General features: G+C 64.6%; 18 protein-coding genes. 11 read left to right on the plus strand and 7 right to left on the minus strand.

Features of this window, described 5'->3' with window-relative positions; translation table 11 throughout:
- The first annotated feature begins 175 nt into the window (after positions 1–175).
- Genes H8A95_RS32940 through H8A95_RS32950 form a run of 3 tightly spaced genes read left to right on the plus strand, consistent with a single transcriptional unit; the run spans position 176 to position 2,842 of the window.
- Entirely contained in the window at positions 176–919 is a 744-nt protein-coding gene (locus H8A95_RS32940) for a 2OG-Fe(II) oxygenase (protein WP_229186968.1), read from the plus strand.
- 13 nt (positions 920–932) lie between these two features.
- Positions 933–1,586, plus strand: a complete 654-nt coding sequence (alkB, locus tag H8A95_RS32945; protein ID WP_229186969.1) for a DNA oxidative demethylase AlkB — start codon at positions 933–935, stop codon at positions 1,584–1,586.
- Positions 1,587–1,627: 41 nt separating this feature from the next.
- Positions 1,628–2,842 carry an MFS transporter gene (locus tag H8A95_RS32950; protein ID WP_229186970.1) on the plus strand — a complete coding sequence of 405 codons (1,215 nt, stop codon included), beginning with the start codon at positions 1,628–1,630 and terminating at the stop codon, positions 2,840–2,842.
- On the opposite strand, the gene H8A95_RS32955 is transcribed toward H8A95_RS32950, so the two are convergent.
- From H8A95_RS32955 to hpaH, 6 genes are all read right to left on the minus strand, one after another.
- Entirely contained in the window at positions 2,839–4,467 is a 1,629-nt protein-coding gene (locus H8A95_RS32955; RefSeq protein WP_229186971.1) for a thiamine pyrophosphate-dependent enzyme, read from the minus strand. The genes H8A95_RS32950 and H8A95_RS32955 overlap by 4 nt on opposite strands.
- Before the next feature lie 26 nt (positions 4,468–4,493).
- The gene (locus H8A95_RS32960; RefSeq protein ID WP_229186972.1) at positions 4,494–5,366 is read right to left on the minus strand and encodes a fumarylacetoacetate hydrolase family protein; all 873 of its coding nucleotides are present in this window, start codon (positions 5,364–5,366) and stop codon (positions 4,494–4,496) included.
- A 155-nt stretch (positions 5,367–5,521) separates the two neighbouring features.
- Entirely contained in the window at positions 5,522–6,505 is a 984-nt protein-coding gene (gene hpaD, locus H8A95_RS32965; protein WP_229186973.1) for a 3,4-dihydroxyphenylacetate 2,3-dioxygenase, read from the minus strand.
- A 129-nt stretch (positions 6,506–6,634) separates the two neighbouring features.
- Positions 6,635–8,179 (minus strand): 5-carboxymethyl-2-hydroxymuconate semialdehyde dehydrogenase, encoded by a 1,545-nt coding sequence (hpaE, locus tag H8A95_RS32970; RefSeq protein WP_229186974.1) that lies wholly within the window; start codon positions 8,177–8,179, stop codon positions 6,635–6,637.
- Positions 8,172–8,570 carry a 5-carboxymethyl-2-hydroxymuconate Delta-isomerase gene (locus H8A95_RS32975; protein WP_229186975.1) on the minus strand — a complete coding sequence of 133 codons (399 nt, stop codon included), beginning with the start codon at positions 8,568–8,570 and terminating at the stop codon, positions 8,172–8,174. The genes hpaE and H8A95_RS32975 overlap by 8 nt, the downstream gene beginning before the upstream one ends.
- Positions 8,571–8,591: 21 nt before the next feature.
- The gene (gene hpaH / locus H8A95_RS32980) at positions 8,592–9,398 is read right to left on the minus strand and encodes a 2-oxo-hept-4-ene-1,7-dioate hydratase (protein ID WP_229186976.1); all 807 of its coding nucleotides are present in this window, start codon (positions 9,396–9,398) and stop codon (positions 8,592–8,594) included.
- 110 nt (positions 9,399–9,508) lie between these two features.
- Between hpaH and hpaR the strand changes: the two genes are divergently transcribed.
- Positions 9,509–10,036 (plus strand): homoprotocatechuate degradation operon regulator HpaR, encoded by a 528-nt coding sequence (gene hpaR, locus H8A95_RS32985; protein ID WP_229186977.1) that lies wholly within the window; start codon positions 9,509–9,511, stop codon positions 10,034–10,036.
- A 25-nt stretch (positions 10,037–10,061) separates the two neighbouring features.
- Here hpaR and H8A95_RS32990 read toward each other — a convergent pair whose 3' ends face one another.
- Positions 10,062–11,057 carry a GntR family transcriptional regulator gene (locus H8A95_RS32990; RefSeq protein ID WP_229186978.1) on the minus strand — a complete coding sequence of 332 codons (996 nt, stop codon included), beginning with the start codon at positions 11,055–11,057 and terminating at the stop codon, positions 10,062–10,064.
- A gap of 289 nt (positions 11,058–11,346) precedes the next feature.
- Between H8A95_RS32990 and H8A95_RS32995 the strand changes: the two genes are divergently transcribed.
- The 7 genes from H8A95_RS32995 (at position 11,347) to H8A95_RS33025 (ending at position 19,654) form a co-directional block, all read left to right on the plus strand.
- Entirely contained in the window at positions 11,347–12,492 is a 1,146-nt protein-coding gene (locus H8A95_RS32995; protein ID WP_229186979.1) for an ABC transporter substrate-binding protein, read from the plus strand.
- A 72-nt stretch (positions 12,493–12,564) separates the two neighbouring features.
- The gene (locus H8A95_RS33000) at positions 12,565–13,437 is read left to right on the plus strand and encodes a branched-chain amino acid ABC transporter permease (protein ID WP_229186980.1); all 873 of its coding nucleotides are present in this window, start codon (positions 12,565–12,567) and stop codon (positions 13,435–13,437) included.
- A complete protein-coding gene (locus H8A95_RS33005) occupies positions 13,434–15,206 on the plus strand; it encodes a branched-chain amino acid ABC transporter ATP-binding protein/permease (RefSeq protein WP_229186981.1) in 1,773 nt (590 codons plus the stop codon). The genes H8A95_RS33000 and H8A95_RS33005 overlap by 4 nt, the downstream gene beginning before the upstream one ends.
- A complete protein-coding gene (locus H8A95_RS33010; RefSeq protein ID WP_229186982.1) occupies positions 15,206–15,934 on the plus strand; it encodes an ABC transporter ATP-binding protein in 729 nt (242 codons plus the stop codon). Before H8A95_RS33005 ends, H8A95_RS33010 begins: the two co-directional genes overlap by 1 nt.
- 72 nt (positions 15,935–16,006) lie before the next feature.
- On the plus strand, positions 16,007–17,092 hold the full coding sequence (locus H8A95_RS33015; protein WP_229186983.1) for a malate/lactate/ureidoglycolate dehydrogenase: 1,086 nt from the start codon (positions 16,007–16,009) through the stop codon (positions 17,090–17,092).
- A gap of 62 nt (positions 17,093–17,154) precedes the next feature.
- The gene (locus tag H8A95_RS33020) at positions 17,155–17,931 is read left to right on the plus strand and encodes an HpcH/HpaI aldolase family protein (RefSeq protein ID WP_173641713.1); all 777 of its coding nucleotides are present in this window, start codon (positions 17,155–17,157) and stop codon (positions 17,929–17,931) included.
- A 199-nt stretch (positions 17,932–18,130) separates the two neighbouring features.
- Positions 18,131–19,654 (plus strand): UxaA family hydrolase, encoded by a 1,524-nt coding sequence (locus tag H8A95_RS33025; protein WP_229186984.1) that lies wholly within the window; start codon positions 18,131–18,133, stop codon positions 19,652–19,654.
- The last annotated feature ends 90 nt before the right edge of the window (positions 19,655–19,744 follow it).

Here is a 19,744-nt window from a genome sequence, read left to right on the forward strand (position 1 = left end):
AACCACAGGATTTTGTGGTTGGCGCGCTGTGGCCCCAGCCTGCACGAACAACTGACTATGGTGGCTATGGGTCCCTGCTTTCGCAGGGACGACAGCGGAGATGGGGCTCCGTTCCGGGACATTCCCGCCGGAAATCGGGTGGCGCCAACCGTGTTCATGGGCCAGATTCCATCCCATGACAGCAACAGCCAAAACCCTCACTCGCCCATCCGCCAGTAGCCCCGCCCGCATCGACGGGCTCGACTGGGACCAAATCACGACCGACCTAGACGGGCAGGGATGCGCCGTTCTCAGCGGCTTGCTGACGCCTGAGGAATGCGATGCCATCGCCGCGCTGTATCCCGACGACGGCCGGTTCCGCAGCAGGGTCGTGATGGGCCGTCATGGCTTCGGCCGCGGCGAGTACAAATACTTCTCCTACCCGCTGCCGGACCTGATCGCGGAGCTGCGGCCGGCGCTGTATGCGCGGCTGACCGCGACCGCCAATCGCTGGAACCAGACGATGGGGATCGAGATCAGCTATCCGCCGTCGCACGCGGCGTTCCTGAGGCGCTGCCATGATGCCGGGCAGACGCGGCCGACGCCGCTGCTGCTGCAATATGGCGAGGGCGATTACAATTGCCTGCATCAGGACCTCTATGGCGAGCATGTGTTCCCGATCCAGGTCGCGGTCCTGCTGTCGCAGCCGGGGCGCGATTTCACCGGCGGCGAGTTCGTGCTGACCGAGCAGCGGCCGCGGATGCAGTCGCGGCCCGAGGTGGTGCCGCTGACCAAGGGCGATGCGGTGGCCTTTGCCGTGCATCACCGTCCGGTGCAGGGGACGCGCGGGCCGTATCGTGTCAATCTGCGCCATGGCGTCAGCCGGATTCGCTCCGGCCATCGCCACACCGTTGGTGTGATCTTCCACGACGCAAAGTGAGTGCGAGAGAGGCGTGGCCGCTGATCTGTTCGAGACAATTGGCGATGCCCGCCCGCCGCGCGAGACGATCGCGGACGGCGCGGTGTTGTTGCGCGGCTTCGTTCGGCCGTTCGAGGCGGAGCTGATCCCGGCCTTGCGCGTCATCGTCAAGCAGGCGCCGTTCCGGCATCTGATCACACCGGGCGGCCACCGCATGTCGGTCGCGATGACCAATTGCGGCAGCGTCGGTTGGGTCTCCGATCCCAGCGGCTATCGCTATGATCCGATCGATCCTGATAGCGGGCAGCTTTGGCCTGAAATGCCGGAGGTGTTGCGCAAGCTCGCCGCCGACGCCGCGGATGAAGCCGGCTTCAGCGGCTTCGCGCCGGAAGCCTGCCTGATCAATCGCTATGTCCCCGGCGCAAAACTGTCGCTGCATCAGGACAAGGACGAGCTCGATTACGGCGCGCCGATCGTCTCGATCTCGCTCGGGCTGCCGGCGATCTTCCTGTTCGGCGGGCTGAAGCGCAACGATACGCCGCGCCGCTACCGGCTCGAACATGGCGATGTCGCGGTGTGGGGCGGGCCATCACGGCTATTTTATCATGGCGTGGCGCCGCTGGCCGAAGGCGAGCACAGCCTGCTCGGCCGCCAACGCATCAATCTGACTTTCCGCAAGGTGCGCTGACGCCCCTCCCGCAAACCGCGCGGGTGGTCTAAACTTGGCGCATGGGCACCAAGGCCGACCGTGCCGTCAACCGCACCGGCGTTTATCTCGCCGTGCTGCAACTCGTGTTTACGCTCGGCTGGACCACCTACCTGATCTATCTGCCCAAGCTGTGCGCCGAGGTCGGCATCGCGCCTTCGACCGTGATCCTGATCCTGATGATGGATCAGGCCATCTTCACCATCACCGATACCGCGATGGGCATGGCCGCCGACAGGATCTCGATCCTGGTCGGCCGTCTCGGCGTATTCGTCGGCATCCTCGCCGCGATCTCCTGCGTCGCCTTCATCGCGCTGCCTTACGTGGCCGGCACCGGGCCGGGCGCAAGGGTCTGGTTGATTGCACTGATCGTGATCTGGGCCATCACCTCGTCGGCGCTGCGCGCGCCGCCGCTGACGCTGCTCGGCAAGTATGGCGCGCAGCCATCGGTCCCGTTCCTCGCGGCATTGGCGATGCTGGGCTACGGCATCGCCGGCGCGGTCTCGCCCTATCTCGGAGTCGTGTTGCGCAACCACGATGCGCGGCTGCCGTTCGTGCTGTCGGGCGCGGTGCTGCTGCTGACTGCGCTGGCGTTCTCAGGGATCGAGCGCCGCGTCGCCGAGCAGGCGCAACCGGCACGGCTTGCCGAGCCCGCAAGGCGGCTCGGCGCGGTGCCGATGTTCATGATCGGCTCGATGGTGCTGCTCTCGCTCGCCTATCAACTGCACTTCAATATCAACAGCGCACCGTTCTATCTGCGCTTCGTCAAACCGAACGATCTGCAATGGTTGATGCCGGTGTTCTGGATCGGTTTCAACATCGCGATGTTTCCGGCAAGCATCGTCGTCAAGCATCGTGGCGGCTTGATCGTGATGGGTGCGGCAGGACTGCTCGGTGCTTTTGCCATCGTTGCCGCGGAGATCGCCGGCAGCCTCAATGGCCTGATCGTGGCGCAGTTCATGGCGGGAGCCGCCTGGGGCTGCATGCTGATGAGCGCGGTGTCGGCGGCGCTCGCGATCGGGGAGACCGGCGCCGAAGGCAAGGTCACGGGGCTGGTGTTCTCGGCGCTGGCGCTTGCGACCTTTGCGCGGATGGCCGCGGTTGCCGGCGGCCTGCAGAAGCTGCCGGATTACGCGCCGCTGGTGCACTGGGCGCCGGTCGCCTGCTGGTCGGTCGCCGGCGCCGGCCTGCTCGTGATCGCCGCGTCGCGGCTGCAACGCGGTGTGAAGAGCGCCTAGTTATTCCGCGCCGGATGAATGAACGCCCACGGCGAGACTTCGGAATCGGTCGGCACTTCCACCGAGATCACATAGGGCCCGCCGTCGGTCAGCGCCTTCTCCAGCACGGGGCGGAAGTGATCGGGCGAGGTGACGCGCGCGGCGCCGACGCCGAAGGATTCCGCGAGCTTGACGAAATCCGGATTGACCAGGTCGGAGGCAACGACGCGGCCGTCGAAGCGCTCGCGCTGGTCGCGGCGGACATTGCCATAGGCGTTGTTGTTGAACACCAGCGTCACCACGCCGATCTTGAACTGCACCGCGGTTGCAAGCTCCTGCACGCCGAACATGAAGCCGCCGTCGCCTGTGATTGCGACCACCGGCTTGTTCGGGTTGGCGACCTTGGCGCCGAGCGCGGTCGGGAAGCCCGAGCCGAGCGTGCCCTGATAGCCCGAGGTGACGAAGGTGCGCGGCTCGTAGATCGGAAAACCGTACCAGGAGGCGAAGCCGACCTGCGACAGCTCGTCGGTGACGATGGCGTTGGCCGGCAGCACCTCGCGCAGGATCTTCAGATAGGCCATCTGCGGCTGGATGCGCTGGATCTCCTGCTCGGTAGCTGAGGTCGCCTCGCGGATCGCCGTGCGGCGGCCCGAGGTCTTGCTGTAGCCCGTCTTCCGGACCGCGGCGACGAGGTCGGCGGTGCCGGCCTTGGCGTCGGCGATCACGGCAGCATCGGCCGGCCAGCGGCGCAGCTCGACCGGATCGATGTCGATCCGCACGCATTTGAGGCCGGCCGGCTGATAGGGCCAGCGCGACATCGTCGGCAGCTCCATGCGGGTGCCGATGCCGATCATCAAATCGGTCTTTGGCCAGAGCTTGTAGGCGGATGCCATGGTGAGCCCGAGCTCATGCGCGTTGGAGACGATGCCGCGGCCGCTGCGGAATGCGACCACCGGTGCGTCGATCATCTCGGCGAGTTCGAGAATCTCCTCGCGTGCCTCGATGGCGCCGCTGCCGACGAAGATCATCGGCGCCTTGCTGCCGGCGATCAGATCGGCGGCGGCCTTGATGCGATCCGGATCAGGCTGCGGCGCCGGCAATGGATCGAACGGCTTGACGGCTGCGACCTGGGTGCGCTGGGTGAAGACGTCCCACGGCATCTCCAGCGAAGCTGGGCCGCGCCGGCCCGACAGCATCTCCTGGAAGGCGCGCGACACCATCGCGGGCGCGTTGTCGGGGTATTCGATCCGATCGGCCCATTTCACGAAGGTGCGCAGTGTCGCAAGCTGGTCCGGCATCTCGTGCAGATGGCCCCGGCCCTTGCCCAGGAATTGCGTCGGCACCTGGCCGGTCAGGCACAGCACCGGCTCGTTGCAGCCGAATGCGGTCAGCAGCGCCGCTGAGGCGTTGAGCACGCCGGGGCCGGGCACCACGCTGAACACGCCAGGCTTGCCCGAGGAGCGGGCATAGCCGAACGCCATGTAGCCGCAGGCCTGCTCATGCCGGGCGCCGATCACCTTGAGCTGCGCCTGGTGGAAGGCATCGAACAGGCCATAGATCTGCGCGCCGGGCAGGCCGAATACGGTATCGACGCCGTGGGCGACGAGGCCGTTGACGATCGCTTCGCCGCCGGATGTTGAGGTCATGGCACTGTCCACTTTGCTTGGCAGGGTTAGATGGCTTCGTCGACGACGCCGTTGCGCAAGATGCCGACGCCTTCGGCCTCGACCTCGACGACATCGCCGGGCTTCAGATAGCGCGGCGGATCGAACCGCGCACCTGCTCCGGTCGGCGTCCCCGTGACGATGATGTCGCCGGGAACCAGCGTCGTGAAGGTCGAGATGTAGTTGATGAGGTAGCGGAAGCCGAAGATCAAGCGCGAGGTGCGGTCGTCCTGCCTGACTTCGCCGTTGACCCGCGTGGTCAGGCGGATATCGGCGATCTGCGCTTCGCTGGTGTAGGGCACGATCCACGGGCCGAGACTGCCGGTGGAATCGAAATTCTTGCCCTGGGTGACGTTGAATTTGGCGTGGCGTACCCAGTCGCGGATGGTGCCTTCATTGCAGAGCGTGATCGCGGCGATGTGATCGAGCGCGGCGCTCTCCGGAACGTGCCGGCCGGCCTTGCCGATCACGAGCACCAGCTCGCCCTCATAGTCGAGCTGCGGCGAAATGCGCGGTCGCACCACCGGCGTGTTGTGGCCGACGAAGGAGCGCGGCACCCGCAGGAACATGCTCGGGTATTTCGGCGCGTCCGAGCCGTCCTTGTACTCGGCATTGCGGTCCGGATAGTTGACGCCGATGCAGATGATCTTGTCCGGCGCCGGAATCGGCGGCTGCCAGGTGACCGCGTCGAGCGCGTGGTCGGGGCCGCGCTTGGCGGCATCCTCCACGAGCCTGGTCAGCGCGCCGGCGGCGATCGCCTCGCGCAAGGTCGGATAATCCTTGGCGAAGCGCGGCGAGAGGTCAACGATCCCGGTGTCGGTGACGGCGCCATAGCTGGTGGCGCCGTTGAAGGAATAGGTGGCGAGGCGAGGGGCTGACATTAGCAATCCAATTCTTTGTGTCGTCCCGGCGAAGGCCGGGACCCATACGCGGCGGCCATCGGAATGGCTACGCGGCTAGACATTCTTTCGGCAACCCTATTCGGTGGTTATGGGTCCCTGCTTTCGCAGGGACGACGAGTGGATGGAGACGTGCACTAATCCGCAACCAGCACGTCGGCGACGAAGCGCGGCTCGCGCACTGCCTGGCCGGCGAAGGTCGAGCCCTCCTCGAACCAGGAGCGCGGCGCCGGTGCGCCCCACAGCGTCTGGCGGCGCGGATCGCGCAGCGACCAGCGCAGCGGCTCATGGTCGTGATCCCCAGTGAAATAGTCGCTGGTGTAGAGTTCGATGCGGTGGCCGTCGGGATCGCGGATGTAGAGGAAGAAGGCGTTGGAGATGCCGTGCCGGCCCGGGCCGCGCTCGATGTTCTTCAGGAAACCGGACGAGGCCATCACGTCGCAGAGATGCACGATGTTCATTGCGGTCGGCACCCAATAGGCGATGTGGTGCAGGCGCGGGCCTTTACCGTTGGTGATCGCGAAGTCGTGGACATTGCCCTTGCGATGCATCCAGGCGGCGGCGATACGGCCGTTGTCGCCGTCCTCCTCGGCATATTCGGTGAGGCGGAAGCCGAGCCGGGCGTAGAAGTCGACGGTGTCCTGCACTTCGGCGGCGAACACGTTGAAATGATCTAGCCGCTGCGGATGACAACCCTTGTAGAGATCGTAGCGGCGCAGCAGATGCGGGCGCTTCTCCATCGTGGCGTAGAGCTCGATCTGGAAACCGAACGGATCGGTGAATTGCAGCGTGCGGCCCTGGAACGGCTGGTCGACGAAGGCGTAGGCGATGCCGTTCTCGGAGCAGAAGGCGGCCGCCTTGTCGAGGTCGCCGTCATTGCCGACCTTGAAGCCGAGCCGGTTGCAGGCGGCTTTCGCCGCCTTGCGCAGCACCACCGAGTGATGCTGGTGCTCCTCGCTGGCGCGCAGATACACCGATTTGTCGTCGCGGTCCTCGATGTGGAGGCCGACCGTCTTCTCGTAGAAGGTGGCGCTCTTGTCGAGATCCGTGACGTCGAGCACGGCGTGGCTGCAGCGGATGATGTTGAACGGTGGATCGAAAACGTGGGTCGGAGCGGGCATCGGTGTTTCCTCAATTTGGCTCGTCATTCCGGGATGCGCCTCTTGGCGCAGGCCCGGAATCCATACTCACGATCGTGGTTATGGATTCCGGGCTCGCCGCTACGCGTCGCCCCGGAATGACAGTGCTGGCTAGATTCCCAGTTTCTGAATCTTGTGCGTCCCGCGAGCGAGCGAGACGTGCTTGGTTTCCATGTAGAAGTCGAACGAGTAGTCGCCGCCGTCGCGGCCGATGCCTGACGACTTCATGCCGCCGAACGGGGTCGGCAGATGGCGGACGTTTTCCGAGTTCAGCCAGATCATGCCCGCTTCCAGCGCATCCGCCACACGCAGCGCGCGGCCCATGTCGCCGGTCCAGACATAGCCGGTCAGGCCGTATTGCACGCCATTGGCGATCTCGATGGCGTCAGCCTCGTCCTTGAACGGGATCACGGTCAGGAACGGTCCGAACACCTCTTCCTGCGCGACGCGCATGTTTGCGTTGGCGCCGGTGACCAGCGTCGGCTGCACATAGTGGCCGCCGCCGGGGCCGTCATGCGGCTTGCCGCCGACCGCGATCGTGGCGCCGTCCTTCTTGGCGACGTCGAAATAGCTGCAGACCTTGGCCAGATGCCGCTCATGGATCAGCGGGCCAATTTCGGTTGCGGGATCGAGCGGGTGACCGACCTTAAGTGCCCTGACGCGCGCAGTCAGCTTCTCGACGAACTTGTCGGCAACACTCGCTTGAACCAGCAGCCGGCTCGACGACGTGCAGCGCTCGCCATTGAGCGAGTAGATCATGAACACAACCGCATCGAGCGCGCGGTCGAGATCGGCGTCGTCGAACACGATCACCGGGTTCTTGCCGCCGAGCTCGAAATGCACCCGCTTCAGGGTCGGCGCGCCCTGCGCCATGATCGCCGAGCCCGTCGAGCTCTCGCCGACGAAGCCGATCGCCTTGATCGCGGGATGTTCGGTCAGTGCCTTGCCGGCCTCTTCGCCGAATCCATGCACGGTGTTCAGCACGCCGTCGGGGAGGCCGGCCTGCTTGGCGAGCTTGACCAGCATATCGGCGGTCACGGGCGACCACTCCGCCGGCTTGTGCACCACCGTGCAGCCGGCCGCGAGCGCCGGCGCGATCTTCCAGGTCGAGAGCATGAACGGCGTGTTCCACGGCGTGATCACGCCGACCGGGCCGATCGGCACCCGGGTCGAGATGTTCCAGTGCTCGTCCGAGGGCGTGTTGAGGCCGTCGCGGGCTTCGCCGCATTTGTCGGCGAAGAAGCGGAAATTCTCCGCCGCGCGGATCGCTGCCTTGGCCATGAAGCGGTGCGCCTGGCCGGTGTCGATGCATTCGAGCACGGCGATGTCGTCGGCGCGCTGCTCGATCGCATCGGCGACGCGATGCAGCACCTTGCGGCGCTGGGCTGCCGGCATGTCACGCCAGCCCTTGAAGGCCTTGGCCGCCGCGGTTGCCGCGCGGTCGATATCCTCGGCATTGCCGCGCGCCACGGTCGAAAGCACCGTACCGTCGATCGGCGATTTCGTCTCGAAGGTCTGGCCGGAGGCCGCCGGCACGACCTTGCCGTCAATCACATTGCCGATGCCTTCTGCTTTCAACTTGGCGAGCAGGGGGCCAGCGCGATCGCGGTTGGCCTGGAATACGTCGGCTGATGATTTCGCTGTCGCTTTATCCATTGACCGTCTCCACCTTCAGTGCGTCGTGGATGTTGTTGCGTTTCCAGCTGGTTTCCTTGTCGTTGATCTGCATGTCGAACGACAAAGCGAACTTGCTGTTGGCGAATACCGGATCGAGATGGGCCGATAGCGCCTTGAAGATGTGCTCGCCGGCCTTCTTGCGGGCGGCGAGGTCGCGGCCTTCCCCAAGCCGCAGCACCATGTCGAGGAAGCCGTAGTTCTTGCGGCCGTCGGCGATCGCGTAGTGCTCGCACCTGACGGCGCGGACACGGATGCCGCCGAGCGGGAAGATGCCGGTCTCGACTGCGGCCTTGCGGACCACTTCGACCGTCGTGCCCATGTCGACGAGGCTGTCGAGATTGGCGGAATATTCAAGCGTGAAATGCGGCATGCAGCGCTCCTGCTGAGTGCGTCAGGCGAAGTAGCAGCTCACGGACCCGTAAGGTCCGTAGTCGGCCTGGATGGTGTCGCCCTTGCGGGTCTCGATCGGACGGATGAAGGAGCCTGCCAGCACGATCTGGCCGGCTTCCAGCGCCAGCCCGTTCGGCGCGATCTTGTTGGCAAGCCACGCCACCGCGGTCGCCGGATGGTTCAACACGCCGGCGGCGAGACCGGTTTCCTCGAGCTGGCCGTTGCGGAAGCACAGCGCGCCGATCCAGCGCAGATCGGCCTCCAGCGGGCGGATCGGCCGGCCGCCGAGCACGATGCCGGCATTGGCGGCGTTGTCGGCGATGGTGTCGAAGATCTTGCGCGTCGCCTTGGTCTCGGGATCGACGCGTTCGACACGCGTATCGAGGATTTCCAGCGCCGGGACCACGAAGTCGGTGGCATTGAGCACATCGAACAGCGTGCAATTCGGCCCGGTGAGACGATGCTTCATCACGAAGGCCAGTTCGGCCTCGACGCGGGTTGCGATGAAACGATCGGTCGGCACCAGGCCGCCATCGGCAAAGAACATGTCGTCGAGCAGGATGCCGGAATCGGGCTCGTCGATATTGAGCGCGCTCTGCATCGCCTTCGAGGTCAGGCCGATCTTGTGGCCCTTGACGACGCGCCCCTGCGCCACCTTCATCTCGACCCAGGCCTTCTGAATCGCGTAGGCGTCTTCGAGGGTAATGCGGGGGTATTCCAGCGAGAGCTGGCGGATTTGCTTGCGGGTCTTTTCCGCATTGTCGAGCCGCTCGGCGGCAGCGCGGATATCGTCCTTGGAGAGGGCCATGCGTGCTACACAAAAGTGGATGTCGGGAGATGATTAACATGTTAAGTGAATTCCCGCAAACTGAATCAGGGCATGTTGCGGTGCAAAAGTTTGCGGCGGTGGATTAGGTTATGGCGCGCAAGAAATTGGACGAGATACGGCCGGAGGACGACGCGTCGGCGCGACGGACCCCGATGCGCGAGTTCTCGCGCTCGCTGCCGATGTCGCTGCTCCGCGCGCGCGAGGCGGTGATGCGGCAATTCCGCCCGTCGTTGCGCAATCACGGGCTGACCGAGCAGCAGTGGCGGATCCTGCGTGCGCTGACCGCGGTCGACGAGATCGAGGTCACCGAGCTCGCCCGCGTGGCGTTCCTGCTTGGTCCGAGCCTGTCGCGAATCCTGCGCGATCTCGAGGCCCGCGCGTTGATCGAGCGGAGAGCGGCAGAGAACGATGCGCGGCGTGCGGTGGTTTCGATCTCCGCCAAGGGGCTGAAGCTGATCGAGGCGGTGGCGCCGACGTCGGAGGTGATCTACGCCGCCATCACCAAGCGCTACGGCGCGCGCAAGCTTGCCGAGCTGCAGGAGATGCTGGGCGCGCTGGAAGCCAGTCTTGCCGGAATGGGCTCGGCCGGTGAAGCCGAAGTCGAGGCCGAAGACTAGCCGCGTTGACGCGCGGCAATGCCGTTCAGGCCATGTAGGGCACGCGCGAAATCACGTTGATGGCGCGGAATTCGGCGATCCAGCCGGCGACCTTCGAATGCGACCACTCGATATGGCGGCGCAAGATCGCGGCGGCCGCATCGCCGTCGCGCGCTCGCAGGGCTTCGATGATCACCAGATGTTCGTCCATGAAGGAATCGATCTGCGGCGCAGTGAGGGCCACCTGAATGTGCTTGCCGATCACGAAGGCGCAGTGGGTGCGCTTGAGCGCTTCGAGCATCTCGCGATTGATGCCGTAACCCAGGCAGCGGATATGCAGGTCACCCTCGATCTCATCGAGCTCGCCGACGCCGACGCGGCTGCGAAATTGGATTCCCTCGCGCAGCCGCTCCGCCATGCTGTCCAGCAGTTCGGCAGGAATCTTCGCCGCAGCGGATTTCAGCAGCAGCGGCTCGAGCGTTGCGCGCACCTCGAAGATGTCGCGGAGGCGATCCTCGTCCAGTGGCACCACATACCAGTGGGCCTTGGCGCCTTTCTCCAGGATTCCGATTGCCTGCGCCCGTAGCAGCAGATTGCGCGCAACCGTGCGTCCGACCCGGAAGTGCCGCGCCAGCGCAAGCTCGCTGACACGGAAGCGCCCGAACAGCGAGCGGTAAATGATCTCGCGTTCGAGCTTGTAATAGAGCGCGTCCCAGGCGTCGCTGCGCACCGCCTCGACCGGGCCGTCGGTCAGCCCGAACATCTCCGGCGTGATCGGTACGCGGCGTGGCTCGACCTTGCGCTTGCCGGCGATGACGCCGCGGCCGTCGAAGCGGCGCACCAGGCCGATATGCTCAAGTTGTTCGAAGGCCTGTCGCACCGGCGAACGGCTGGAGCCGAACAAGGTCGCGATCGCCGATTCGGAGAGAACCGTGCCCGGCGGAACGTCGCCGGCCCGGATGTGCTTCGCCAATGCGCTCTTGATCAGCGCGTAGGCCGGCTGTTTCCGTCTGGTCTGCGATTTCGCTCTTGGAATCGACATGAATGGTTGCCCGTCGGTCACACTATCATGTGATCCCGCCACGGTCGCTGGTAGCAGGCATTTACGCACCGTTGCCAGCGAACTTTTGACTATTGCGTGCAATGTGCAATCATGTTTAGCTACGCCAAACGCCAGATCGATGGCTGCCGTTGCGCGTCTTTTGCGCTGCAGTGGCGCTCACGTTTGTTCGTCGCGCCGATTGACGGCTGCGGAGTGGGCAACAGATCGACGCGTCAGCTCGTCTCAACGCAGCCGACATGAAAGTTCGGCGCATGACAGGGAGGATGGAATGAAACTGACGAGGCGTGAGTTTTCCGCCGGCTTGGCGGCAGGTCTCGCTGCTCCCGCGCTGATGCGCAGCGCGTGGGCGCAGGGCGCGACCATCAAGATCGGCATGTGCGTGCCGGTGACCGGACCGGCCGCGGAGCAGGGGCTGTGGGCCCAGAACGGCGCCAAGCTGGCGCTGGCCGCGGTCAACAAGGCCGGTGGCGTGCTCGGCAAGCAGGTCGAGCTCGTGATCGAGGACGATCAGACCACCAATCCAGGCATCGTGCTGGCGTTCTCCAAGCTCGCTGCGCAATCCGACATCGTTGCCTTCCTCGGTTCGATTCGCTCGACCCAGGTGCAGGCGATGGCCCCCGACGTGATCAAGGTCGGCAAGCCGGTCATGATCGGCGGCACCAATCCCGACCTCACCCATTCCGGCAATCCCTGGCTGTTCCGCTTCCGCCCGAATGACAATTATTCCGGCCGCGTGATCGCCGATTACGGCGTCAGCACGCTCGGCAAGAAGAAATGGGCGATCGTGCATTCCACCGATGCCTTCGGCACCGCGGGCGGCAAGGCACTCACCGAAGCGCTGACCAAGCTCGGTGCGCCGCCGGTGCTCGACCAGGGCTACGCCAACCAGAGCCAGGACTTCACCCCGGTGGTGCTGGCAGTGAAGCAGTCCGGCGCTGATGTCCTCGGCACCTACTTCACTTTCGAGAACGACCTCGGCATCTTTGCCCGGCAGTTGCGTCAGCTCGGCGTCAACATTCCGTGGGTCGGCTCGCCCTCGGTGGTGGCGGTGTCGTCGACCAAGCTCGCCGGTCCCGCGCTGTTCGGCACCTACGGTGTCGCCGACTTCGCCGAAGATTCGAGCGATGTCGCGAAGTCGTTCGGCAAGGCCTATCGCGATGCCTACAAGACCGCGCCCGACAACCAGAGCGCCTGGCCGTACGACGCGATCACGATCCTGTCGGCGGCGATCAACAAGGCCGGCTCGACCGATCCGACCAAGATCCGCGAGTCCATCCTGGCGACGCAGAAATTTGCCGGTGCCGAAGGCGAGTACAATTTCGACAAGAACGGCGACGGTCTGCACGGCTACAATGTCGTGAAGAACGACAAGGGCAAGATCGTCTACGACAAGCACATCGACTTCAACGATTGATCGCGGCTCGGCCTCGCCGTCGAACGCGGCGAGGCCGATCTTCTGCGCACACTGTTCTGATCGAGCGCTGTCATGGATCTGATTCTACAACTGCTGTTCACCGGCATCGGCATCGGCGCGGTCTACGCGCTGGTCGCGCTCGGTTTCGTGCTGATCTTCCGCGCCACCAATGTGGTGAACTTCGCGCAAGGCGAATTCTCCATGGTCGCCGCCTATCTGATGGTGGTCTGCGTCGAGTTCGGCCTGCCTTATTGGCTGTCCTTCGTGATCGCGCTCGCCGGCATGGCGCTGCTCGGCGTGATCTTCAATCTCGGCGTTTACTATCCGCTGCGCCACCGCACCTATCTCCCCGTCATCATCGCCACTATCGGCGCCTCGATCCTGCTGTCGAACACGGTGCTCGCGATCTACGGTCCGCAGCCGCAGGTGCTGCAGGGCTGGTTCGATACGCCCGGCATCCAGCTCGGCCCGGTCTATCTCGACAGCCAGTATCTGTTGATCATCGGCGTCACGATCCTTTTGGTGCTGTTCAATTTCTGGTTCTTCGAGAAGACGCTGCTCGGCAAGAAGCTGCAGGCGACCTCGCAGGACAAGGAAATGGCCTCGCTGCTCGGCATTTCCGTCTCCACCATGATCATGATCACCTTCATCTATTCGGCCGTGCTCGGCGGTCTCGCCGGCATCCTGGTGGCACCGGTGCTGTTCGTCTCGATCCAGATGGGCTCGACGATTGCGCTGAAGGCGTTTGCCGCGACCATCATCGGCGGCTTCGGTGACGTTGCCGGCGCCATCGTCGGAGGCCTCGCGCTCGGCGTCATCGAGACGTTCGGCGCCGCCTATATTTCGGTGCCGTACAAGGACGGCTTTGCCTTCCTGGTGCTGATCGCTTTTCTGGTGTTCCGGCCGCAGGGCATCTTCGGCGAACGCGTCGCGGAGAAAGCATGAGCGCCAGCGACAACATGATTCCGGCGCCGGCCGTGCGCTCGAAACCGCTGATCATCCGTCATCTGCCGTATTTCATCGGCGCCGCGGTGCTGGTGGCGCTCGCCGCCGGCATGCAGTTCGACGGCTACATCCTCAACATCCTGCTGCAGGCAACGACCTTCTCGATCGCGGTGTTCGGGCTCTCGGTCGTGCTCGGCCTGTGCGGCCAGATCAACCTGGCGCAAGCCGCGTTCTTCGGCTTCGGCGCCTATGCCGTCGGCCTCGGCACTGCCGACCTGCATCTGAACTTCTGGCTATGCCTGGTCGGCGCCTGCGCGATCACGCTGGTTGCCGGTGCATTCCTCGGCATGTCGACGCTCAGACTCGGCGGGCATTACCTTGCGATGGTCACGATCTCGTTCCAGCAGATCGTGACGCTGGTCATGATCAATGCGGTCGGCGTGACCCACGGACCGGACGGCGTCGCCAACATTCGCCGGCCCGAGCTGTTCCAATCCTCGCAAAGCTATCTGGCTTTCTGCGTCGCGATGCTCGCCATCGTCGGCTATCTGGTCTGGCATCTGCCCGACACCAAGCTTGGCCGTGCCATGCGTGCGGTGCGCGACAATGAGCTCGCGGCCGGCGTCAACGGCATCGACGTGTTCCGCACCAAGGTCTCCGCCTTTGCGGTGTGTGCGGTGCTCGGCGGCCTCGCGGGCGGCCTGTTCGCAGGCGGCTTCGCTTATGTCAGTCCGGACCAGTTCTCGTTTGCGGAATCGATCCAGTTTCTGACCATGTCGCTGCTCGGCGGCGTGGCCTCGCCGATCGGCTCGGTGATCGGCACCGGCCTGCTGATCCTGATCCCGGAATGGCTGCGCTTCCTCAAGAGCGTGCCGGGTCTCTACCTCGCGATCTACGGCCTGTCGGTGATCCTGATCATCCGCTTCATGCCTGACGGCATCTGGGGCTTCGTGTCGGACGCCTTCACGCGCTGGCGCGCGCACACCAAGGCGCCGCCTGTTGCCGGAGCGCTTCACCTCAAGCCTGCGACGGCTGGCGGCGACATCGTGCTCGAAGTCACCGGGCTGTCGAAGCATTTCGGCGGCCTCAAGGCGGTCGACGGCGTCGACATCGCGGTGAAGCGCGGCAGCGTGCATGCGCTGATCGGACCCAACGGCTCCGGCAAGACCACGACGCTGAACGTGCTGTCAGGTCTCTACAAGGCCACATCAGGCAAGATCGTGCTCGACGGCACCGACATCACCAGCATGGCGCCGCATCAACGTACTGCCGCGGGCCTTGGACGTACCTTCCAGAACATCCGCCTGTTCCGCTCGATGACGGCGCTGGAAAATGTCGAAATCGGCGCCGAGCGGCCCAGCAACACCATGATCGGGAAGGGCGATGACGCGCTGACGGAACGGGCGATGGAGGCGCTGACCTTCGTCGGCCTCGGCAACCGCGCCAATGAGCTAATCTCGAGCTTCTCCTACGGCCACCAGCGCCTGATCGAGATCGCGCGGGCGCTGGCGTCGAACCCGACACTGCTGCTGCTCGACGAACCGGCCGCGGGCCTCAACTCGACCGAGAAGCTTGAGCTGCATGAGCTGCTCAAGCGCATCGCAGCGCAAGGCCTCACCATCCTGATCATCGATCATGATATGACGCTGGTCTCGGAAGCCGCCCAGCACATCACCGTGCTGAACTTCGGACGCCGCATCGCGGACGGCGAGTCCATGGCGGTGCTGCGCCATCCCGATGTCGTCTCCGCCTATCTCGGGAGCGAATGATGCCGCTGCTCGAAATCCGCAACCTGGTGGTCCGCTACGGCGAGATTGAGGCGCTGCGCGGCGTCACCATCGCCGTGGAGCAAGGCCAGGTGGTGACACTGCTCGGTGCCAATGGTGCCGGCAAGTCGACTACGCTGCGCGCAATCAGTGGCCTCGCAAAGCCCACCTCCGGCGACATCCTGTTCGATGGTCACTCGATCGCAGGCCTCGGGCCGGAAGCGATCGTCCGGCTCGGCATCTCGCATGTGCCGGAAGGCCGCCGCGTGTTTCCCGGCCTCACCGTCAAAGAGAACATCATGCTCGGCGCGTCGAACCGGAAGGTCGGGGCATCGCAGATCTCGCGCGAGGCTGATGCGATGTTCGATTTGTTTCCCGATATTCGTGCTTTCTCGAATGCGCTCGGCTGGACGCTGTCTGGCGGCCAGTTGCAGATGGTTGCGGTCGCGCGCGGCCTGATGGCCAAGCCGCGGTTGTTGCTGCTCGACGAGCCGTCGCTCGGGCTGGCGCCCGTGATCGTGCAGGCGGTGTTCCGCATCATTTCGCAGATCAGGAAAGACACCACGGTCTTGCTCGTCGAGCAAAATGCGCGCATGGGACTGTCGGTCGCCGATCACGGTTTTGTCCTGGAAACCGGACGGATCGTGCTGGGCGGCAAGCCCGACGAATTGTGGGGCAATGAAGCCATCGCCGCGGCCTATCTCGGCGGCCACGCCAAAACTCACGCCTGAGCATGATCCGGAAAGGTGGGTACCGGTTTTCCGATCAGATCATGCTCCAATAACTGAACGAGCTGGTTTTTCATGGTCACCATCAAGGTCGATAATCTCATCAACTTCGTGTCCGAGGTGTTTTCCCATTCGGAGTCCTCTCCGGAAGAGGCGAAGCGCATCGCGACCTACCTGACGACGGCGAACCTCACCGGGCATGACAGCCATGGCGTGATCCGCGTGCCGGTCTATGTCAGGTGGAAGAAGATGGGTTCGATCGTGCCGAACCAGACCCCCGAGGTGGTGGTCGACACGCCGTCGCTCGCGGTCGTCGACGGCAAGTTCGGTTACGGCCAGACCGTCACGCCGGTTGCGGTCCGGCTCGGGATCGAGAAGTGCAAGAAGGCGGGGCTTGCCGCCGTTGCGCTGCGCAACTCCGGTCATCTCGGCCGCGTCGGCGACTGGGCCGAAATGGCCGCCGCCGAAGGCCTCGTTTCAATTCATTTCGTGACCGCGGCAGGTTCGCTGCTGGTCGCGCCCTATGGCGGCGTCGAGAAGCGCCTGTCCACCGCGCCGTATTGCGTCGGCATTCCGCGCCAGGGTCAGGACCCGATCGTGCTGGATTTCGCGACCTCCGTCGTCGCCGAAGGCAAGTGCCTGGTGGCGAGCCGCGGTGGCAAGAAGCTGCCGATCGGCGCGCTCGTCGATGCCGACGGCACGTTGAGCGAGGACCCGCAGGTGCTGTATGGCCCGTACACGCCGGACGGGCCGCGCGACCACACCAAGGGAACCGGTGCGATCCGCGCTTTCGGCGATCACAAGGGCTCCGGTCTCGCCTTCATCTGCGAGCTGCTCGGCGGTGCGCTGACCGGCACCGGCGCGACCTCGTCGGACCGGCGCTTCGCCAACGGCATGATGGCGTTCTACATCGATCCCAAGGTGATCGACACCAGCAATTTCTTCGACGGCGAAATCACCCGCTACACCGATTTCATCCGCGCCACGAAGCCGATCGCGGGCACGGATTCCGTGCTGGTTCCGGGCGATCCCGAGCGCAAGACCCGCGCCGATCGCACCAAGAACGGCATCCCCTTGCCTGATGACACCTGGGCGGCGATAGTGAATACCGCGCGCGAAGTCGGCGTCAGTGAAGTCTCGATCCAGCGGGCGACCAGCTGAGGCCTGCTCTCCAAGAAAACCTTCAAGAAAACCTCCGGGAACCACAAAAGGAAACGCAATCAATGGCAAACAAGGTCAAGCAGGTCTGGGCATCGGGCAAGGCGGTGGTGAACGCGTGGCTCGCGATCCCCTCCGGGTTTTCGGCCGAAGTGATCGCGCAGTGCGGCTTCGACAGCGTCACCGTCGACATGCAACATGGCGTGCAGGACTATCAGTCGATGGTGCAATGCTTCCAGTCGATGCATGCCCATCCGGTCACGCCGATGGTCCGCGTACCCTGGAATGAGCCCGGCATCATCGGCAAGGTGCTGGATGGTGGCGCATATGGCGTGATCTGCCCGATGGTCAACACGCCGCAGGAAGCCAAGAACCTCGTCTCCTACGCAAAATATCCGCCGAAGGGCGTGCGCTCCAACGGTCCGATCCGCGCCGGCATGTACGGTTCGGCGGGCACCTACCAGCAGACCGCCAACGACGAGATCGTGTTGCTGCCGATGATGGAGACCAAGACCGCGGTCGAGAACATGGAAGCCATCCTCGACGTCGAAGGCATCGACGGCGTTTATATCGGCCCGTCCGATCTCGGTTTCTCCTACGGCCTGGTGCCGAAGCTCGATCGCGACGAGCCGGAGATCCTCAAGATCTACGAGAAGATCATCAAGGAGTGCGGCAAGCGCGGCCTCAACCCCGGCATCCACTGCTCCGGCGCCGAAGGCGCGGTGCGTGCGATCAACATGGGCTTCAAGCTCGTGACGCTGTCGAACGAGGTCGGCCTGATGCAGGTCTACGCCAAGATGCAGGTCAACCAGACCCGCGAGAAGTCCGGCGGCAAGGCCTAAGCATCACCGCAACGTGGACGCTGTTCTCCCTCGCCCCGCGCTTGCGGGGAGAGGGCTGGGGTGAGGGGCCTCTATCCGGCGAGCACCATCGTTGTAATTGGCAGTGTGCCTCGCCCCTCACCCGGATTGCTGACGCAATCCGACCTCTCCCCGCAAAGGACGGGGAGAGGTGAAGAAGAAACCACCAAGGAGAACTCCCATGGCCTCGGCACAAGTGATCCGCCTGCACGCCGACGACAGCGTCCTGATCGCGCGCGCGAGCCTGCCGCCGGGGCTGGAGGTGACCGAAGGCGTCACCACGGTCGATCGCATTCCGGCCGGCCACAAGGTCGCGATCAAGCCGATCGCGCAGGGCGAGCCGATCCGGCGCTACGGCCAGATCATCGGCTTTGCGACTCAGCCGATTGCGCCCGGCCAGCATGTGCACACGCAGAACTGCGGCATGGGCGATTTCGCCAAGGATTATGCCTACGGCGTCGACGTCAAGCCGGTGCCGAACTTCGATCTGCCGGCGACCTTCGAAGGCATCCGCCGCGCTGACGGCCGTGTCGCGACGCGCAACTATATCGGTATCCTCACCTCGGTGAATTGCAGCGCCCATGTCGCTGGGATCGTCGCCGACATGTTCAAGAAGAACCCGTTCACCGGCGACAACCCGCTCGCGGACTTTCCGAATGTCGATGGTGTCGTCGCGCTGACTCACAAGACCGGCTGCGGCATGACCCAGGACGAGCCGCTGGCGCTGCTTCGCCGCACGCTCGGCGGCTATGCGCGTCACGTCAATTTCTCCAACGTCATCGTGCTCGGCCTCGGCTGTGAGGTGAACCAGATCGGCGGCCTGATGCAGGAGCAGAAGCTCGCCGGCCGTCTGCGTGCGATGGACATCCAGGAGGTCGGCGGCACCCGCAAGACCGTGGAAGCAGGCGTTGCCTTCGTGAAGGAAGCGCTCACGGACGCCAACAAGGTCAAGCGCGAGGCGGTGCCGGCGAGCGAGCTCACCGTGGCGCTGCAATGCGGCGGCTCGGATGGATACTCCGGCGTGTCGGCCAATCCGGCGCTCGGCGCCGCGAGCGATCTGCTGGTGCGTCACGGCGGCACGGTGATCCTGTCGGAGACGCCTGAGACCTACGGCGCCGAACATCTGTTGACCCGCCGCGCGGTCAGCCGCGAGGTCGGCGAGAAGCTGGTCGGCCTGATGCGCTGGTGGGAGGAATACACCCAGCGCGAAGGCGCCGAGATGAACGCCAATCCGAGCCCCGGCAACAAGGCCGGCGGCCTCACCACGATCCTGGAGAAGTCGCTCGGCGCGATGGCCAAGGCCGGCAGCACCAACCTTGTCGACGTGCTGCATTACGCCGAGCCTGTCACCAAGAAGGGTTTCGTGTTCATGGACACGCCCGGCTACGACCCGGTCGCCGCGACCGGGCAGGTCGCCGGCGGCGCCAACCTCGTCTGCTTCACCACCGGCCGCGGCAGCGTGTTCGGCTGCAAGCCCGCGCCGTCGATCAAGCTCGCCACCAACACGCCGATGTACAAGCGGATGGAAGACGACATGGACGTCAATTGCGGCACCATCCTCGACGGCGAGGAGAGCGTGCAGGAATGCGGCCAGCGCATCTTCGACCTCATCCTCAAGACCGCCTCGGGCCAGCCGACCAAGAGCGAGAGTTTTGACTTTGGCGGCGCCGAGTTTGCGCCGTGGGTGCTTGGAGCGACGATGTAGCATTCGCGTAGCCCGGATGAAGCGCAGCGAAATCCGGGACGCTCTCACCGTGGATGGAGACCTCCGCATTCTCGCTGTCGTCCCTGCTTT

The sequence above is a fragment of the Bradyrhizobium oropedii genome (assembly GCF_020889685.1).
Classification (GTDB): Bacteria; Pseudomonadota; Alphaproteobacteria; order Rhizobiales; family Xanthobacteraceae; genus Bradyrhizobium; species Bradyrhizobium oropedii.

Bases quoted from the DNA above. Each gene is read 5' to 3' on its own strand.
- H8A95_RS32990 (WP_229186978.1), bottom strand. From the start codon at position 11,057: ATGTCGATTCCAAGAGCGAAATCGCAGACCAGACGGAAACAGCCGGCC.
- H8A95_RS33020 (WP_173641713.1), top strand. From the start codon at position 17,155: ATGGCAAACAAGGTCAAGCAGGTCTGGGCATCGGGCAAGGCGGTGGTG.
- hpaR (WP_229186977.1), top strand. From the start codon at position 9,509: ATGGCGCGCAAGAAATTGGACGAGATACGGCCGGAGGACGACGCGTCG.
- hpaD (WP_229186973.1), bottom strand. From the start codon at position 6,505: ATGCCCGCTCCGACCCACGTTTTCGATCCACCGTTCAACATCATCCGC.
- H8A95_RS32995 (WP_229186979.1), top strand. From the start codon at position 11,347: ATGAAACTGACGAGGCGTGAGTTTTCCGCCGGCTTGGCGGCAGGTCTC.
- H8A95_RS33015 (WP_229186983.1), top strand. From the start codon at position 16,007: ATGGTCACCATCAAGGTCGATAATCTCATCAACTTCGTGTCCGAGGTG.
- hpaH (WP_229186976.1), bottom strand. From the start codon at position 9,398: ATGGCCCTCTCCAAGGACGATATCCGCGCTGCCGCCGAGCGGCTCGAC.
- H8A95_RS33000 (WP_229186980.1), top strand. From the start codon at position 12,565: ATGGATCTGATTCTACAACTGCTGTTCACCGGCATCGGCATCGGCGCG.
- H8A95_RS32955 (WP_229186971.1), bottom strand. From the start codon at position 4,467: ATGACCTCAACATCCGGCGGCGAAGCGATCGTCAACGGCCTCGTCGCC.
- H8A95_RS32940 (WP_229186968.1), top strand. From the start codon at position 176: ATGACAGCAACAGCCAAAACCCTCACTCGCCCATCCGCCAGTAGCCCC.
- H8A95_RS32950 (WP_229186970.1), top strand. From the start codon at position 1,628: ATGGGCACCAAGGCCGACCGTGCCGTCAACCGCACCGGCGTTTATCTC.
- H8A95_RS32975 (WP_229186975.1), bottom strand. From the start codon at position 8,570: ATGCCGCATTTCACGCTTGAATATTCCGCCAATCTCGACAGCCTCGTC.
- H8A95_RS33025 (WP_229186984.1), top strand. From the start codon at position 18,131: ATGGCCTCGGCACAAGTGATCCGCCTGCACGCCGACGACAGCGTCCTG.
- hpaE (WP_229186974.1), bottom strand. From the start codon at position 8,179: ATGGATAAAGCGACAGCGAAATCATCAGCCGACGTATTCCAGGCCAAC.
- H8A95_RS33005 (WP_229186981.1), top strand. From the start codon at position 13,434: ATGAGCGCCAGCGACAACATGATTCCGGCGCCGGCCGTGCGCTCGAAA.
- H8A95_RS33010 (WP_229186982.1), top strand. From the start codon at position 15,206: ATGCCGCTGCTCGAAATCCGCAACCTGGTGGTCCGCTACGGCGAGATT.
- H8A95_RS32960 (WP_229186972.1), bottom strand. From the start codon at position 5,366: ATGTCAGCCCCTCGCCTCGCCACCTATTCCTTCAACGGCGCCACCAGC.